Raw genomic sequence first — 16,828 nt, 5'->3', positions numbered from 1 at the left:
TTTCTGAACACTGGGTATTCGTATTAATAAAAATGAGAAAATAAACCGTTCAGCCGGTTAATCTTTTTTTCCCGTTTCCCAAAACAAACCGCATAAATTGTCCGGGTGCAGCACAGAATTTACTGCAAAGAAAAGTAAAGTAAATTACCTGATACCAATAAAGATCTCTTCTTTGATAAAGCTCACACATTCCATTAACAATTACGGTGTGCCGATCACACCGACGCACGGATCAGTGCCTCTTCGTGCTGGCTTTCCTGCGCATTAAGATAGCCGAGCGTCATGCTGAAAAAGGCCTTTTCCCCGCCAGCCAGTGACCGTACATGCCCGGCCCGTTTTTCGGCCTGATAGCCTTCAACGCCGCAGGTCGCCGGCATCGCAAAAGCGCACACCTTCTGCATAGGGTTTGCCAGAATCCAGCGTGTCAGAAAGGGGAAATTGTCGGGGTTGTAGTTCACCGTAAAAGCATCGCCGTCTGGCCGACGTAGCATGACGTGCACATGGCCATCCTGCGCTTTACGCAGATTTTTAATGTAGAAAACCAGTTCGGGATCGGGCTGCAACTCGGCAGTGATGACTTCTGTGCTGGCGGGATCTTGCTTAAGCTGCTTAAGCCTTGCCAGATAGGCATCATTCGCTTTCACGATGGCGGGCACTGACGAACGGATAACCGTGTCGGCCGCGGTAAAAGCAGCGGGCTGAATGATGCGTGCACCTTCAACATAGGCAAAGTTGGCATGGCACATGTACATCAGGTCCATGGCGTTGAGCGATAAGTTCTCTACCGCCATGCATACCTCAAAGGTGGCGCTGTCCGGACGGATAACCACCCGAGGCTGGGCCAGATAATGGTCGCCAAATCCCATCAGGTACTCGCGCTCGCTCACCAGCGCCAGCCAGGGCCCTTGCGCATCCTCGCCAGTTTCAATGCGCGCCCGCTGCATCGGTGCGATGGGCATTTCACCGTGCAGGGCATGGTTGTCTTCCGCTGTTGGGTTACCGTTGCGCAGCAGCCCGGAGTGATACATAAAGCAGCCATAGGTTCCAACAATGTCGCTGGCAGGACGCGGCTCGGTAAAACGGCTTTGCATTGTCAGGTCGACGCCATCAAACATGGCCTGCCAGATCATCTGACCATAGTAAGGGAGCACCACCAGATAGCCACGGGCGTTTTTCAGCCGCACGGCCTCAATGCCTGATTCATAGATAAAAAGTTCCGCGCTGCATCCCGCAGCATTGACGATCTCCAGGGGTTGAGTACGGAAAAAAGACTTGTGAAGCTGGAAGACTGTAGGTGACGGAGTGCGTTGCATAATCGGCCTCGGAATTTACTTATTGTTATTGTTTAGTAAACCCACTCATATTGTGATCGGCCCCATTTTATTTCAATGGGCTTTTTCGATTTTCGGGATGCCAGCCGTTGGAGAAGCCTTCCTGCGCCGTTGAAAACAGAGGAAAAATGAATAAGGGTCGCAATGAATCTTAATACTATAATATTGAGATATTTATCACAGATTATTTTTATTATTGGCAGATTCCAATAAAAAGGGAGAGAGGTTATTAATCTCTGCCCTGATTATTTTAATAAGGGCAGTATCTTGTACGATTGGGAGGGTGCTGAGAGGTCGGTTTTCAGAACCTGATGTTGTAGCGAACAACATCATCAACCTGGGCTAGCTTGTCGTAGAGTTTACGCGCGGGGTTATTTTCATTTGTCACCCAGTACACCTTTGCCCAGCCCGCCTCACGGGCTTCATCGCAGACCCTCGTGATGAGCGCTTTTCCCGCTCCCACGCCACGCGCATTTTCTTCAACGAAGAGATCTTCCAGATAGCATACGGGCTGTGTAAACCATGTGCCTTCATGTATCACGCAGGCCACGAAGCCCGTCACCTTGCCATCAAATTCGGCCAGCCAACACATTAACGCTGATTCGGGCGACTGTATTCTCTGCCAGGTAGATAACGTGACGGCATCGTCCAGGTTCTGTCCGTAAAAATGCAGATAACCTTTCCAGAGGGTTAGCCAGGCAGAGTAATCCTCTGGTATGGCTTTGCGGACCTTGAGCATTGGAAATTCCTTTTGGTTAAAACAATAACTAAGCGATGACAATACGGGTGAGCTTTATCCGACTCTTGCAGCACATTGGTGCACTATCAGTAATGATAACGACGGGTGCTATCAACAGGGCATGTTCACTAAGAGCATCGTCAAGCCGATGCGCAGATGTGAGACGGTGTGACAAAAAAACTAAGACGATATTTTCGCGGTGGCGGTTTCCCTGTCCTTTTGAAAGGGAGTCTGCTGGCACCCTTGGTGAGCGTTTTTTTACTGTGCCTTTGTCCGTTTCTCGCCATCCAGCTTCAGCAGAATACGCGAGTGTTGCTCGTGAAAAGGTCGAATGATGCGGTTAACCTTATTGCCTCATGCAGCGATCCAGGCAAGCGTTAAGCATCTACACCACCTCGCCATTCTCCTGGCGGTACTCCTTCGGCGTCGTGGCATAGCTCTTCTTAAACACCGAATAGAAATACTGCAACGACGGATAGCCGCACATCTGGGAGATCTCATTGATACTCAGCGACGAACCCGCCAGCAGTTCCCTGGCCTTCTCCAGCTTCTCGCGGTGGATCATGGCGTGAATCGTATCGCCAGTTTCATCCCGGAAACGCTTCTCCAGGTTTGAGCGCGACATGCCAATGGCATCCAGCACCTGCTCAACCTTGATGCCCTTGCAGGCGTTGAAGCGGATAAAGTGCATCGCCTGAATGACAGCGGGATCGTGCAACGAACGGAAATCGGTGGAACGGCGGGCAATGACTTTTACCGGCGGCACTAAGATGCGCTGTAACGGCAGAGATTGTTGATCGAGCAGGCGATGCAGCAGTTTAGCGGCCTGGTAACCCATCTGCCGCGATCCCTGAACGACTGAGGACAGCGCCACGCGGGACAGGTAACGCGTCAGCTCTTCGTTATCGATCCCGATGACGCACAGCTTCTCCGGCACCGGAATCTTCAGGTATTCGCAGGCCTGCAGCAGATGGCGCGCACGGGCGTCGGTAACGGCGATAATGCCGGTATGGGGAGGAAGCGTTTGCAGCCAGTCGGCCAGACGGTTTTGTGCGTGCTGCCAGTTCTCAGAGGCAGTCTCCATGCCCTGATAGACCACGCCCATGTAACGCTCGCGCATCACCATTTTGCGGAACGCCAGTTCACGCTCCTGCGCCCAGCGTTTACCGCTGGAGGCCGGTAAACCGTAAAAGGCGAAACGGTTGATGCCGCGCTCTTTCAGATGCAGAAAGGCGCTTTCCACCAGCGCAGTGTTATCGGTGGCAATATAGTGTACTGGTGGATAGTCTTCTTCCCTGTGATACGAACCGCCCACGCCGACAATCGGCACAGCCACGTCGGCCAGAGAGCGCTGAATCGAACTATCGTCATAATCCGCAATAACCCCGTCACCCAGCCATTCCTGAATATTATCAATGCGGCAACGGAAGTCCTCCTCAATGAAAATATCCCAGTTGGTCTGCGAAGCTTGCAAATACTCGCCAACACCTTCTACTACCTGACGATCGTAAACCTTGTTGGCGTTAAACAGCAGGGTAATGCGGTATCGTTTTTCATGCATAGTGGCACAGTCCCTTTAACTCCCAGCGCATTGCATAACACAGCTGGATGCGCCACAGAAATGGTTTGCGCCACAGTGTGATCGTTCACACGATTACAGGCGGCGACGCGTGGCGGTATCCATCCACACCGCTAACAGTAAAATGGCCCCTTTGACGATGTACTGCCAGAAGGTCGGTACATCCATCATGCTCATACCGTTGTCCAGTGAGGCCATGATAAACGCGCCCATCACGGCGCCCGCTACCGACCCCACGCCACCCGCCAGGCTGGTGCCGCCAATCACGCAGGCCGCAATGGCATCCAGCTCGGCAATGTTCCCGGCGGAAGGGGAACCCGCGCCGAGCCGCGAGCTGAGGATCAGCCCGGCAATCGCCACCATCAGGCCGTTGATGGCAAACACCGCCAGCTTGGTGCGCGCCACGTTAATACCGGAGAGCCGCGCGGCATCAATGTTGCCGCCAATGGCATAGATGCGGCGTCCAAAGGCAGTGCGAGTGGCCATAAACATCCCCACCAGCAGCAGCAATGCCAGCAACAGTACCGGTGTCGGTACGCCGCGATAGTCGTTCAGCAGCCAGATCGCGCCCAGTACCAGAACGGCGGTAATGGCCTGTCGTGCTACGGTGCCGGAGGTGGCAGGTTGAGCCAGACCCAGTTGCTGACGGCGCAGTCGTAGGCGCCACTGCCACAAAATAAACAGCGCCAGGCCCGCAACACCAAAGCCAAAACCGATACCGCCGGGCAGATAACTTTGACCGATCTGCGACATCGCCGGACTCGTTGGGGCCACGGTGGTACCATTGGTGATGCCCACCAGAATGCCGCGAAACGCCAGCATGCCGGCCAGGGTCACAATAAATGACGGCACCTTGCGGTAAGCCACCCACCAGCCATTCCAAGTGCCGAGCAACAGCCCCAGCACCAGCGTGACCACGATAGTCAGCGGCAGCGGCCAGCCCAGCCAGACGTCAAAGATTGCCGCCGCACCGCCCAACAGCCCCATCATGGAGCCGACGGACAGATCGATCTCGGCGGAGATAATCACAAACACCATGCCCACCGCCAGAATGCCGGTGATCGCCGTCTGGCGCAGCAGGTTAGAGACGTTGCGCGGGCTGAGCCAGGCACCGTCGGTCGTCCAGGTAAAGAACAGGGCAATCAAGACAATCGCCCCCAGCATCACCAACACCTGCAGGTTACGCAGGCCGAGCTTGCTGGATACGTGCTTGTTAGCCGGTGCCGCTACGGCAGGTTTACTCTCGCTGTTAAGCATAATGTTCACTCCGTAGGGCGGCTTCCATCACCTGCTCCTGAGTCAGATTGTCGTTAATCAGATCGGCTTTGATTTGCCCTTCATGCATAACCAGAATGCGATCGCTCAGGCCCAGCACTTCAGGCAGCTCAGACGAAATCACAATCACCGAGATGCCCTGCTGTACCAGGGTGTTGATCAGCACATAGATCTCCTGGCGCGCCCCAACATCAATGCCGCGCGTCGGCTCGTCCAGAATCAGGATTTTTGGGTTGAGCAGCAGGCACTTCGCCAGAATCGCTTTTTGCTGATTACCGCCGCTGAGGCGACCAATCGGCAGCTCAGGCGAAGAGGTTTTCACCCGCAGTCGTGCAATGGCGGCATTGATGGCGTGCAGTTCTTCGGCCTCATCAATGGTGGAAAGCCGATGACTGAACTGGTCCAGCGCGGCCAGCGTGATGTTTTTGCCTACGCCCATCAGCGGCACGATGCCGTCTTTTTTACGATCTTCCGGCACCATGGCAATGCCGTGCGCGATGGCGTGCTGGCAGTCGCGAATCGTGACTTTTTTGCCGTGAATCGCTATCTCCCCTTGCCAGCGGCCGGGCCAGACGCCAAACAGGCACTGCACGGTTTCCGTTCGACCCGCGCCCACTAATCCGGCAATGCCGAGGATTTCCCCCTTTCGCAGGGTAAAAGAGACGTTGTTTACCCGCTTCACGTGACGGTTAACCGGATGCCAGGCCGTCAGGTTATCGACCTGCAACACCGTGTCGCCAATCTCGTGGGGCGAATGGGGATAAAGCGCCGTGAGTTCGCGTCCGACCATCATGGTGATGATGTCATCCTCACTCAGGCCCGCTGCGGGTCGGGTGGCAATGTGCTGACCATCGCGAATGACACAGATCGTGTCCGAGATAGCCTTCACTTCGTTGAGCTTGTGCGAGATATACACGCAGGCAATGCCATGTTCGCGCAGGTTCTGGATGATGCTGAGCAGCACTGTCGTCTCCTGCTCGGTCAGCGAAGAGGTGGGCTCATCCAGGATAAGCAGGCGCACCTGCTTGTTAAGGGCACGGGCAATCTCCACCAGCTGTTGTTGCCCAAGGCCCAGTTCGCCCACGCGCGTATCCGGGGAGACGTTGAGTTTGACGCGCTCCAGCAGCTGCTGGCAGCGCAGCGTCATGGTTTCATCATCCACCATGCCGAAGCGCCCCAGCTCTGCGCCGAGAAAGATGTTCTCCATCACCGTAAGTTGCCGCACCAGCGCCAGCTCCTGGTGGATAATCACAATACCTTTGCGCTCGGTATCGCGAATGGTCTGCGCCTGAATAGCGTCCCCGGCAAAGTGGATCTGCCCGTCGAAATCCCCGTGCGGATAGAGTCCGCACAGGATTTTCATCAACGTTGATTTGCCCGATCCGTTTTCACCGCACAACGATAGCACTTCACCCGCATCCAGCTGCAGGCTGACGTTATCCAGCGCCTTCACCGCGCCAAAGCGCTTGGTGATGTTCTTCATTTCCAGCAACATCGTTTACTCTCCTTCGCGTAGCGCGATTAGAGTTCGCTTTTCTTGTGGAAACCGTCTTTCACCACGGTGCTGTCAATGTTGTCTTTGTTCACCTCAATCGGTGTCAGCAGGCGCGCTGGCACATCTTTCAGGCCGTTGTTGAGTTTGGCGTTGCTGGCTGGCGTCTGACCATTGCCCAGCTCGATGGCAATCTTCGCGGCTTCGGTAGCCAGTTCTTTGATGGGTTTGTACACGGTCATGGTCTGGGTGCCGTTCATAATGCGCTTGATGGCGGCCAGATCCGCGTCCTGCCCGGAAATAGCGACTTTACCGGCCAGCCCCTGAGCACTCAGCGCCTGAATCGCGCCGCCCGCGGTGGCATCGTTAGAAGCGACAACCGCATCGATATTGTTTTTATTGGCAGTCAGGGCGTTTTCCATGATCTTCAGCGCGTTTTCCGGTAGCCAGGCGTCAACCCACTGGTCGCCGACGATTTTAATGCTGCCGTTATCGATATAGGGTTTTAACACCTTCATCTGCCCTTCGCGGAACAGGCGCGCGTTATTGTCTACAGGTGATCCGCCCATCAGGAAGTAATTTCCTTTTGGCACCTTTTTCACCAGACTTTCCGCCTGCATTTCACCCACTTTTTCATTATCAAAGGAAATATAAAAGTCGATATCGGCGTTATTTATCATACGGTCATAGGCCAGCACTTTAATCCCTTCACGTTTGGCTTCTGCCACCACGTTACTTAATACCTGACCGTTGTAGGGAATGATAACCAGCACATCAACGCCGCGGTTGATCATATTTTCTATTTGCGACATCTGGGTTTCTTCGTTGCCATTGGCTGACTGCACAAATACTTTTGCGCCTTGCGCCTCAGCCTGTTTAACAAAGATGTCACGGTCTTTTTGCCAGCGCTCCAGGCGTAAATCATCGATTGCCATACCGATTTTGACTTCTTTTGCCAGACTGGCCTGACTGAACAGGGCCAGCGCCGCAAAGGCAGCGAGTAATGCAGGTTTCATTTTCATCATGGTCATCCTATAGGGAACGGTTATTGTCGTTGTAAGGCTATGAACCAGGCGGATGAATTGTTCACCTTATTTTCAGCTGCCAGCAATTACTGATTTTTATCCCGCTATTACGTTTTTTGGTTTATTTCTGTATTTTTGAGCGCGATCGAAAATTTTACATTTTCAGACTCGCCGATCGCGACATAAGACCTGTCAGGCGTCATAAAGCCTTCATATTTTTTTGCGAGCAAGTGCACAATAAATAATTATCTTACTGGCTGTGTGAAATATCGTAATTGAGCGCGCTGAGAGCGGGTACGCACAATAACGCTTCCGGGTAACCCATTCGGGGCCGATGCTAAGGAGCCAACCATGCACGCTTATTTTGACCAGCTTGATCGCGTTCGCTACGAAGGAACAAAAACCACCAATCCCCTGGCGTTCCGCCATTACAATCCGGATGAAGTGATCATGGGTAAAACCATGGCCGAGCATCTGCGCTTCGCCGCCTGTTACTGGCATACGTTCTGCTGGAACGGTGCGGATATGTTTGGCGCGGGCGCGTTTGATCGTCCGTGGCAAAAAGCGGGCGAAGCGCTGGATCTGGCAAAACTGAAAGCGGACGTGGCGTTTGAGTTTTTTCACAAACTGAATGTGCCCTATTACTGCTTCCACGATGTAGACGTGTCACCAGAAGGGGATTCGCTGAAAAGCTATCGCGAAAACCTGGCCGTCATGACCGATAAACTGCAGGAAAAACAGCAGGAAACCGGAATTAAACTGCTGTGGGGCACGGCGAACTGCTTTACGCATCCGCGCTACGGTGCAGGTGCTGCGACCAGTCCCGATCCGGAAGTCTTTTCCTGGGCAGCCAGCCAGGTATGCAGTGCCATGAAAGCGACCCAGACGCTGGGCGGCGAAAACTATGTGCTGTGGGGCGGTCGCGAAGGATACGAAACCCTGTTAAATACTGACCTGCGCCAGGAGCGCGAGCAGATCGGCCGCTTTATGCAGATGGTGGTTGAGCACAAGCACAAAATCGGATTCCAGGGCACGCTGCTGATCGAACCTAAGCCGCAGGAACCCACCAAACACCAGTATGATTATGATGTGGCCACGGTTTATGGCTTCCTGAAGCAGTTTGGTCTGGAAAAAGAGATTAAGGTGAACGTCGAAGCGAACCATGCGACGCTGGCTGGCCACTCTTTCCATCATGAAATTGCGACGGCAATTGCCCTTGGCGTGTTTGGTTCGGTGGATGCTAACCGTGGCGATCCACAGTGCGGCTGGGATACAGACCAGTTCCCGGTCAGCGTGGAAGAAAACGCATTGGTGATGTACGAAATCATCAAAGCAGGCGGTTTCACTACCGGCGGCCTAAACTTTGATGCCAAAGTACGCCGTCAGAGCACCGATAAATATGACCTGTTCTATGGCCATATCGGCGCGATGGATACCATGGCGCTGGCGCTGAAAGTGGCGGCACGCATGCTGGCTGACGGTGAGCTGGATAAACGCGTAGCACAGCGCTACAGCGGCTGGAACGGCGAATTTGGTCAGCAGATTTTGAAAGGTGAATTCTCACTGGATGCGCTGGCGGCTCATGCACATCAGCAGCAGTTTAATCCGCAGCACAACAGTGGACGCCAGGAACAGCTGGAAAACCTGGTGAATCACTATCTTTATGACTTTTAATCCGTAAGGAGCGCGACATGGTAATCGGGATCGATATCGGCACATCCGGCGTCAAGGTGGTGCTGCTGGATGAACACGGGCAGGTTGTGGCAGTGGAAACCTCCCCCTTGACGGTTTCCCGCCCGCATCCGTTGTGGAGCGAACAAGATCCCGAAAGCTGGTGGCTGGCCACGGACCGCGCCGTACAGGCCCTGGCCCACAAGCATGACCTGAGTAGCGTAAAAGCGATTGGCCTGACCGGGCAAATGCACGGTGCTACGCTGCTTGGTGCACAACATCAGGTGCTGCGCCCGGCCATTCTCTGGAATGACGGGCGCAGCGGCGATCAGTGCCATACGCTGGAGCAGCGCGTGCCTGAATCGCGTCAGATCACCGGCAACCTGATGATGCCGGGTTTCACTGCGCCAAAGCTGCTGTGGGTAAAAGAGCATGAACCTGACGTCTTTGCTCAGGTCGCAAAAGTGCTGTTGCCCAAAGATTACCTACGCTGGCGGCTGAGCGGCGAATTTGCCAGCGATATGTCGGATGCGGCGGGCACAATGTGGCTGGACGTAGAAAAGCGTGACTGGAGCGATGTGATGCTGGCGGCCTGCGGGCTGGAACGACGCCAGATGCCTGCGCTGTTTGAAGGTAATCAGATTACCGGTACCTTGTCGGCGGCTATTGCACAGCGCTGGACACTGCCGCAGGTGCCCCTGGTGGCGGGCGGTGGCGATAATGCGGCAGGTGCAGTTGGCGTCGGCATGACAGCGCCGGGGCAAGGCATGCTGTCGCTGGGGACATCCGGGGTTTATTTTGTCGTCAGCGACGGCTATCTCAGTAATCCGCAACGTGCTGTTCACAGCTTTTGCCACGCTCTGCCGCAGCGCTGGCATCTGATGTCCGTGATGCTCAGTGCCGCGTCCTGCCTTGACTGGGCGGCTGCGCTGACCGGCTGTGACGATGTTCCGCATCTGCTGGCGGAGGCAGAGCGGGCAAAACAGGATGCGCCGTCGCTGTGGTTTTTGCCTTATCTGTCGGGAGAACGCACCCCGCATAATAATCCGCACGCCTGCGGCAGCTTCTTTGGCTTTACCCACCAGCATGGACGGCCCGAACTGGCGCGGGCGGTGCTGGAAGGCGTGGGGTTTGCACTGGCCGAAGGGATGGATGTGGTACACGACTGCGGCGTCACGCCCAGCAGCATCATGCTGATTGGCGGCGGTGCCCGAAGCGGTTACTGGCGACAGATGCTGGCCGATATCAGCGGACAGACGCTGGATTACTGCGAAGGCGGCGATGTCGGACCCGCACTGGGCGCTGCACGTCTGGCGCAAATGGCGCTGGATGAGAATCTGACCGTGCCTGCCCTGAAGCAGGTGCAGCGCCACCAGCCGGACCCGGCGCGTCATGCGCACTATCAGCCGAGACGTGAGACGTTCAGCCGGCTGTATCAGCAGCTGCTGCCGTTGATGCAGCAGTAATCCAACCCAAGGGCAACGACGTTGCCCTTTTATTTGAGCGATGTCTCCCATCATGCTCACAACAATCTGCCACAGTGGCACTGTCGGGCTATCTTGCCCTCATCATTTCCTCAGGGTTCATAAAGGTTGTTGCAGCAGAACCTGACCCTGCGCGACCAACGATGCAAATCGCGCGATTCATGCGAAAAAGTAGCCTGAAAGTTGAAATGGTGAGAGGTGCATCTGGTATGGACATGGATCACCACGTAAACCGGCTTCTTTGTGAGGCCGGTTTACGTCAGTCAGGTTACTTAGCCAATTGCCCCCAGCGCATCGTCCTGGCTCTGCTTCTTCGGCAGCAGGAACAGCGTTGCCACAATATCCAGCAGGTAGATAAGCGCCAGTAAGGTAATGGCCGCCACAAAAGAGAACTTGCCTGCCAGCAGGCCAATAACCAGCGGGCCAAACCCACCGACGCCACGTCCCAGGTTAAACAACACATTTTGCGCGGTAGCGCGCACCTGCGGTGGAAAGGTATCCGAGATTAATGCTCCGTAACCGCCGATCATGCCGTTAACAAACAGCCCCATCAGCGCGCCCGTAAACAGCATGACGGTGGGATCGCGCAGTTGCGCATAAACCACCACCATCACAACTGCACCGAACTGATATAGCAGGAAAATTTTCCAGCGCGCAAAGCGATCTGCCAGCACGCCAAACAACCAAATCCCGAAGGTCATCCCTACGACAGTGACCGCCGTCCAGATGCCGGATTTCGTCAGACTAAAACCAAAATTTGAGGAGAGGTAGCTCGGCATCCAGATCATCAGGCCGTAATAACCGAAGTTCTGGACGGAGCAGAGAATAAAGATCCCCAGGCTGGCTTTACTGGTGGCGCGGTCTTTAAACAGCAGTTTCAGTCGGGCGGGAAAGGACAGTGAGGGAACATGTTGGATCTGACGGGTAAAGCTCTCAGGCTCGCCCATACTGCGGCGAATGACAAACGACACCAGCGCGGGCAGCAGTCCCACCAGGAACATCCCGCGCCAGCCAATAACACTCAGCAGCGGTGGCGTGATAAATGCCGCCAGCAGAACACCCAGTTGCCAGCCGATCCCGACCCACGCCGAGGCGCGGTTGCGTTTCTCTGCCGGCCAGGCTTCCGCGATCAGCGCCATGCCGATGCCAAACTCACCGCCAAGCCCCATTCCCGCCAGCGTGCGATAGGCCAGCAGATCCCAGTACCCCTGAGCCACCGCACACAGACCGGTAAAAAGGGAAAACATCAAAATGGTGAGGGTTAACACACGAATGCGACCATAGCGATCGCTGAGATGACCAAACACGATGCCGCCAATTACGGCACCAATCAGCGTCCAGGTCACCAGTGAACCGGCCTGGGAGGGATCAAGTGCCAGAGACAGGCTAATCGCGGGCAGCATAAACCCCAGAATAAGCAGGTCGAATCCATCCATGGCATAACCACTGATGGCGGCCAGCATCGCTTTAGCAGGCGTAATGCTCTGTTTAGAAGGGGAAGAAGAGGACATGAGTCAGCACCCGTTGGTTAAAAAACTGGCGCAAGTATAAAGAGCTACGATGATGGGGTCTATGCAGAATAGCCGCAACCGTGTGCCGGAATCGCACACGGTTGCCCAGGATCAAGACGGCTTATTGCTGCCGTCGTCGCCGGATAACAGCTCATCAAGCCTGTCACCGCCGACGTGACGGAAATCCTGTCCTTTAACGAAGTAGAAAATGATTTCGCAGATGTTCTGGCAGCGGTCACCGATACGCTCGATGGCGCGGGCGCAGAACAGTGCCGTTAATACACTGGGGATGGTACGCGGATCTTCCATCATGTAAGTCATCAACTGACGCACGATACCTTCGTACTCTTTATCCACTTTTTTGTCTTCGCGGTAGATCTGAACGGCTTCGTTAAGATCCATACGCGCAAACGCGTCCAGCACGTCATGCAGCATCTGTACGGTATGGCGGCCCAGGGATTCCAGGCTAACCAGCAGCGGCAGATGTTGCTGACCAAACTTCTCCAGCGCGGTACGGCTGATTTTCTCGGCCACATCGCCAATGCGTTCCAGCTCGGAAATGGTTTTGATAATTGCCATCACCAGGCGCAGGTCGATAGCGGTAGGCTGACGTTTGGCGATGATGCGGACGCAGGCCTCATCAATCTCCACTTCCATCATGTTGACCTTCTGGTCGCCATCAATGACGCGCTGGGCCAGATCACCGTCCAGATTATGCATCGCGGTGATCGCATCGGTCAGTTGCTGTTCGACCAGCCCGCCCATGATCATCACCTGAGTGCGTATGTGCTCCAGCTCAGCATTGAACTGACCGGAGATGTGTTTATTCAGATTTAAACTGTCCATGGCGATCTCCTGTCGAATCAGCCGTAGCGACCTGTGATGTAGTCTTCTGTTTGTTTCTGTGCCGGCTTGGTGAACAGCGTGTCAGTGTCGCTGAACTCAATCAGTTCGCCCAGATACATAAACGCCGTGTGATCGGAACAACGTGCAGCCTGCTGCATGTTATGGGTCACGATCACCACCGTGTAATCCTGCTTCAGTTCGGTAATTAATTCTTCGATACGTCCGGTAGAAATGGGGTCCAGTGCAGAGCATGGCTCATCCAGCAGCAGCACTTCCGGGCGGATAGCAATGCCGCGGGCAATGCACAGACGCTGCTGCTGTCCACCAGACAGGCTGTAGCCACTCTGGTGCAGCTTGTCTTTGGTTTCGTTCCACAGGGCCGCTTTGGTCAGCGCCCACTGCACGCGCTCATCCATGTCGGCACGAGACAGCTTCTCGAACAGGCGCACGCCGAAAGCGATATTGTCATAAATCGACATCGGGAAAGGCGTCGGCTTCTGGAATACCATGCCAACCCGGGCGCGCAACAGTGCGATATCCTGATGCGACGCCAGAATATTGTCGCCATCCAGCAGAATATCACCCTCTGCTCGCTGATCCGGATAGAGCGAATACATTTTGTTGAAAGTGCGCAGCAGGGTGGACTTACCACAGCCTGATGGCCCAATAAACGCCGTGACCTGGTTTTTAGCAATATCCAGGTTGATATTTTTCAGAGCGTGAAACTTGCCGTAATAGAAATTCAGATTACGAACCTCGATTTTTCCGGCTGATGCAGTCGCAGTACTCATTGTTTTTCTCTCTTAATCAACACCGCGCAGGGCAGTGTCGGTAGTTAACCGTGTTTGCCCTTGGCGAAAACAACTCTTGCTACGATATTCAGCAGCAGCACGCACAGGGTAATAATCAGTACGCCAGCCCAGGCCAGATTTTGCCACTCGGCAAACGGGCTCATGGCGAATTTAAATATGGTGACCGGGAGGTTAGCCACGGGCTGCATCATGTCGGTGCTCCAGAACTGATTCGACAGCGCAGTAAACAGCAGCGGCGCGGTTTCACCGGCGATACGGGCAATCGCTAACAGCACACCGGTGATGATGCCGGAAACCGACGCTTTAAGCGTAATAGCCGAGATCATCTTCCATTTCGGCGTACCCAACGCATAGGCGGCTTCGCGCATGCTGTCTGGTACCAGTCGCAACATGTTTTCCGTGGTTCGAATCACTATCGGAACCTGCAGCAGCGCCAGCGCAATCACGCCCGCCCAGCCGGAGAAGTGGTGCATTTGCGCCACGACGATGGTGTAGACAAACAGGCCAACCACAATTGACGGTGCTGACAGCAGAATGTCATTAATAAAACGAATCACTTCTGCCAGTGCTGATTTGCGTCCGTATTCCGCCAGATAAACGCCGGCCATAATGCCCAGCGGCGTACCGAAGAAGGTAGACCAGAAAATCAGTAAACCACTTCCTGCCAGGGCGTTGGCTAAGCCACCACCCGCGGTGTTTGGCGGCGGAGTGGACTCCGTAAACAGCGACCATGACAAACCATCGATGCCACGGCTTACCGTAGTAAACAGAATCCACACTAACCAGAACAGGCCAAAAGCCATGGTCAGTAACGACATCGTCAGCGCAATTTTATTCTTGGTACTGCGCCATGACTGCATCTTACGACGTGACGCTTCCAGTTCTGCGCGAGCCTGCACTTCCATCGTTGTCATGATCGCGTTCCTTCACTTTTGGCCAGCCGCATAATCATTAACTTTGAAATCGCCAGCACGATAAAGGTGATAACAAACAGAATCAGGCCCAGCTCCATCAGAGCCGCAACGTGTACGCCTGATTCTGCTTCAGCGAATTCGTTCGCCAGCGCTGAGGTGATACTGTTGCCAGGCATAAACAGCGAGGCGCTGTCTAACTGGTAGGTGTTACCGATAATAAAGGTCACGGCCATGGTTTCACCCAGTGCACGTCCCAGACCGAGCATGACACCGCCGATCACCCCATTTTTGGTGAAGGGCAGAACAATGCGCCAAATCACTTCCCAGGTCGTGCAGCCAATGCCGTAAGCCGACTCTTTCATCATCACCGGCGTCTGTTCAAACACATCACGCATTACCGAGGCGATATACGGGATGATCATGATGGCCAGAATAACGCCTGCGGCCAGGATACCGATACCAAATGCGGGGCCAGAAAACAGCTCGCCAATGACAGGAATGCCCGACATCACATCGCCAACCGGCGTCTGGAAGTACTGTGCGAACAGTGGCGCAAAAACAAATAAGCCCCACATGCCGTAAACAATGCTGGGGATCGCCGCTAACAGCTCAATGGCGGTACCCAGTGGACGACGTAACCAGCCTGGTGCGAGTTCAGTAAGGAAAAGCGCAATACCGAAACTGACCGGTACCGCAATAATCAGGGCAATAATTGAGGTGACGAGCGTACCGTAAATCGGTACCAGCGCACCAAATTGTTCGTTAGGGGCGTCCCAGGTTTTGGTCCACAAAAACGCGAAACCAAATTTCTGTATGCTTGGCCAGGAAGAGAAGATCAGGGAGACGATGATGCCGCCCATCAGTAACAGAACGATCAGCGCAGCGAGTTTTACCAGTGCACCGAAAATTCTGTCGCCTTGCTTGCCTGGGGCTTTGAATGCCGACTTCGTTGCAGCCATAGAAGTCTCAGTCCTCAGAAGTTATCAGGGCGGCAGACGCCGCCCCTGAAGGCTGACCAGACGTAGGTCTGGCCAGGGTCATTCACTTACTTATAAAGCGCTTTACCTGAACTGTCTTTGATATTGGCTTTCCATGCAGCGCGGATCTGCTGAACTACGCTGTCAGGCAGGGTGGCATAATCCAGCGCGTTTGCCGTTTTGCCGCCGTCTTTGTAAGCCCAGTCGAAGAATTTCAGCACTTCGGCACCTTTCGCCGCGTTAGCCTGGTCTTTGTAAATCAGGATAAACGTGGTTGAGGTGATTGGCCATGCGTCGTTGCCTTTCTGGAAAGTCAGGTCCTGAGCAAAAGATTTGCTCCAGTCCGCGCCTTTCGCCGCGTTAGAGAAGCTGGTTTCGCTTGGCGCAACCGCTTTACCATCCGCATCCACCAGCTTGGTGTAGGTCAGATTATTTTGTTTGGCATAAGCATATTCAACGTAGCCGATTGAGCCTGGCAGACGCTGTACGAAGGCGGCGACGCCGTCGTTACCTTTACCGCCCAGACCGGTTGGCCAGTTAACAGTGTTGCCCTTACCAATTTTGCTGTTCCACTCTTCGTTCACTTTTGCCAGATAGCTGGTGAACACGAAAGAGGTACCGGAACCATCCGCGCGGCGTACCACGTTGATGTTAGTGTCTGGCAGTTTCACGCCTGGGTTCAGTTTAACAATCGCAGGATCGTTCCACTTTTTGATGTTACCCAGATAGATGTCGCCAACGGTTTTACCGTCCAGCGTCAGTTGACCTGATTTAATGCCCGGCAGGTTAACCGCCAGCACCACACCACCGATCACGGTTGGGAACTGAAACAGGCCATTTTTCTGCAAATCTTCGTCTTTCATAGGCGCATCAGACGCACCGAAATCAACGGTTTTGGCGATAATTTGTTTTACACCGCCAGATGAACCAATGCCCTGATAGTTGATTTTGCTACCGGTGGCTTGCTGATATTCTGCTGCCCACTTGGCATAAACCGGCGCCGGGAAAGTCCCGCCCGCACCCGTCAGATCGGTGGCTGCAAAGGCAGAAACCGCGCTAACGGCAAAAGAGGCGGCAAGGATTCGGGCTACGGTGCTACGCATCAGTGTCATGTTCCCTCCAGGGGAGAAAATTCAGGCTCAATGCCTTTTTAGTAAGAGTCAGTGATTGCT

The 16,828-nt window shown here is 54.4% G+C and carries 14 protein-coding genes; 2 read left to right on the top strand and 12 right to left on the bottom strand.

The annotated features are described in order from the left end of the window. Nucleotides 1-215 precede the first annotated feature (215 nt). From FBY13_RS15175 to xylF, 6 genes are all read right to left on the bottom strand, one after another. Entirely contained in the window at nucleotides 216-1,313 is a 1,098-nt protein-coding gene (locus FBY13_RS15175; RefSeq protein ID WP_145394544.1) for an aldose 1-epimerase family protein, read from the bottom strand. A 319-nt stretch (nucleotides 1,314-1,632) separates the two neighbouring features. Continuing rightward, on the bottom strand, nucleotides 1,633-2,070 hold the full coding sequence (locus FBY13_RS15170; RefSeq protein ID WP_145394543.1) for a GNAT family N-acetyltransferase: 438 nt from the start codon (nucleotides 2,068-2,070) through the stop codon (nucleotides 1,633-1,635). A 385-nt stretch (nucleotides 2,071-2,455) separates the two neighbouring features. Beyond that, nucleotides 2,456-3,631 carry a D-xylose utilization transcriptional activator XylR gene (gene xylR / locus FBY13_RS15165; RefSeq protein WP_096012553.1) on the bottom strand — a complete coding sequence of 392 codons (1,176 nt, stop codon included), beginning with the start codon at nucleotides 3,629-3,631 and terminating at the stop codon, nucleotides 2,456-2,458. 93 nt (nucleotides 3,632-3,724) lie between these two features. Further along, the gene (gene xylH, locus FBY13_RS15160; RefSeq protein ID WP_145394542.1) at nucleotides 3,725-4,906 is read right to left on the bottom strand and encodes a xylose ABC transporter permease XylH; all 1,182 of its coding nucleotides are present in this window, start codon (nucleotides 4,904-4,906) and stop codon (nucleotides 3,725-3,727) included. Next, nucleotides 4,899-6,419, bottom strand: coding sequence for a xylose ABC transporter ATP-binding protein (locus FBY13_RS15155; RefSeq protein WP_145394541.1), 1,521 nt, complete (start codon nucleotides 6,417-6,419; stop codon nucleotides 4,899-4,901). The genes xylH and FBY13_RS15155 overlap by 8 nt, the downstream gene beginning before the upstream one ends. Before the next feature lie 26 nt (nucleotides 6,420-6,445). Beyond that, nucleotides 6,446-7,438 (bottom strand): D-xylose ABC transporter substrate-binding protein, encoded by a 993-nt coding sequence (gene xylF / locus FBY13_RS15150; protein WP_109717948.1) that lies wholly within the window; start codon nucleotides 7,436-7,438, stop codon nucleotides 6,446-6,448. Nucleotides 7,439-7,792: 354 nt separating this feature from the next. Between xylF and xylA the strand changes: the two genes are divergently transcribed. Continuing rightward, entirely contained in the window at nucleotides 7,793-9,115 is a 1,323-nt protein-coding gene (xylA, locus tag FBY13_RS15145) for a xylose isomerase (RefSeq protein ID WP_145394540.1), read from the top strand. Nucleotides 9,116-9,132: 17 nt separating this feature from the next. After that, nucleotides 9,133-10,578, top strand: a complete 1,446-nt coding sequence (gene xylB, locus FBY13_RS15140) for a xylulokinase (RefSeq protein ID WP_145394539.1) — start codon at nucleotides 9,133-9,135, stop codon at nucleotides 10,576-10,578. A gap of 290 nt (nucleotides 10,579-10,868) precedes the next feature. Here the strand turns inward: xylB and FBY13_RS15135 are convergent, their stop codons facing one another. The 6 genes from FBY13_RS15135 to pstS form a co-directional block, all read right to left on the bottom strand. After that, entirely contained in the window at nucleotides 10,869-12,107 is a 1,239-nt protein-coding gene (locus tag FBY13_RS15135) for an MFS transporter (RefSeq protein WP_063877778.1), read from the bottom strand. A gap of 111 nt (nucleotides 12,108-12,218) precedes the next feature. Then, on the bottom strand, nucleotides 12,219-12,953 hold the full coding sequence (gene phoU, locus FBY13_RS15130; RefSeq protein WP_063877777.1) for a phosphate signaling complex protein PhoU: 735 nt from the start codon (nucleotides 12,951-12,953) through the stop codon (nucleotides 12,219-12,221). 17 nt (nucleotides 12,954-12,970) lie between these two features. After that, nucleotides 12,971-13,744, bottom strand: a complete 774-nt coding sequence (pstB, locus tag FBY13_RS15125; protein ID WP_013023943.1) for a phosphate ABC transporter ATP-binding protein PstB — start codon at nucleotides 13,742-13,744, stop codon at nucleotides 12,971-12,973. A gap of 44 nt (nucleotides 13,745-13,788) precedes the next feature. Further along, the gene (gene pstA, locus FBY13_RS15120) at nucleotides 13,789-14,679 is read right to left on the bottom strand and encodes a phosphate ABC transporter permease PstA (RefSeq protein WP_096012548.1); all 891 of its coding nucleotides are present in this window, start codon (nucleotides 14,677-14,679) and stop codon (nucleotides 13,789-13,791) included. Further along, nucleotides 14,676-15,638 (bottom strand): phosphate ABC transporter permease PstC, encoded by a 963-nt coding sequence (gene pstC / locus FBY13_RS15115; protein ID WP_063877776.1) that lies wholly within the window; start codon nucleotides 15,636-15,638, stop codon nucleotides 14,676-14,678. Before pstC ends, pstA begins: the two co-directional genes overlap by 4 nt. Before the next feature lie 86 nt (nucleotides 15,639-15,724). Continuing rightward, entirely contained in the window at nucleotides 15,725-16,768 is a 1,044-nt protein-coding gene (gene pstS / locus FBY13_RS15110; protein WP_096012547.1) for a phosphate ABC transporter substrate-binding protein PstS, read from the bottom strand. Between the last annotated feature and the right edge of the window lie 60 nt (nucleotides 16,769-16,828).

This window comes from Pantoea sp. SJZ147, from assembly GCF_007828605.1.
Classification (GTDB): Bacteria; Pseudomonadota; Gammaproteobacteria; order Enterobacterales; family Enterobacteriaceae; genus Pantoea; species Pantoea allii.
This window is presented reverse-complemented; position numbering and strand designations above follow the sequence as displayed.

Excerpts from the sequence above, each read along its gene's own strand:
- FBY13_RS15175 (WP_145394544.1), bottom strand. The coding sequence starts at position 1,313 with ATGCAACGCACTCCGTCACCTACAGTCTTCCAGCTTCACAAGTCTTTT.
- FBY13_RS15170 (WP_145394543.1), bottom strand. The coding sequence starts at position 2,070 with ATGCTCAAGGTCCGCAAAGCCATACCAGAGGATTACTCTGCCTGGCTA.
- xylR (WP_096012553.1), bottom strand. The coding sequence starts at position 3,631 with ATGCATGAAAAACGATACCGCATTACCCTGCTGTTTAACGCCAACAAG.
- xylH (WP_145394542.1), bottom strand. The coding sequence starts at position 4,906 with ATGCTTAACAGCGAGAGTAAACCTGCCGTAGCGGCACCGGCTAACAAG.
- FBY13_RS15155 (WP_145394541.1), bottom strand. The coding sequence starts at position 6,419 with ATGTTGCTGGAAATGAAGAACATCACCAAGCGCTTTGGCGCGGTGAAG.
- xylF (WP_109717948.1), bottom strand. The coding sequence starts at position 7,438 with ATGAAAATGAAACCTGCATTACTCGCTGCCTTTGCGGCGCTGGCCCTG.
- xylA (WP_145394540.1), top strand. The coding sequence starts at position 7,793 with ATGCACGCTTATTTTGACCAGCTTGATCGCGTTCGCTACGAAGGAACA.
- xylB (WP_145394539.1), top strand. The coding sequence starts at position 9,133 with ATGGTAATCGGGATCGATATCGGCACATCCGGCGTCAAGGTGGTGCTG.
- FBY13_RS15135 (WP_063877778.1), bottom strand. The coding sequence starts at position 12,107 with ATGTCCTCTTCTTCCCCTTCTAAACAGAGCATTACGCCTGCTAAAGCG.
- phoU (WP_063877777.1), bottom strand. The coding sequence starts at position 12,953 with ATGGACAGTTTAAATCTGAATAAACACATCTCCGGTCAGTTCAATGCT.
- pstB (WP_013023943.1), bottom strand. The coding sequence starts at position 13,744 with ATGAGTACTGCGACTGCATCAGCCGGAAAAATCGAGGTTCGTAATCTG.
- pstA (WP_096012548.1), bottom strand. The coding sequence starts at position 14,679 with ATGACAACGATGGAAGTGCAGGCTCGCGCAGAACTGGAAGCGTCACGT.
- pstC (WP_063877776.1), bottom strand. The coding sequence starts at position 15,638 with ATGGCTGCAACGAAGTCGGCATTCAAAGCCCCAGGCAAGCAAGGCGAC.
- pstS (WP_096012547.1), bottom strand. The coding sequence starts at position 16,768 with ATGACACTGATGCGTAGCACCGTAGCCCGAATCCTTGCCGCCTCTTTT.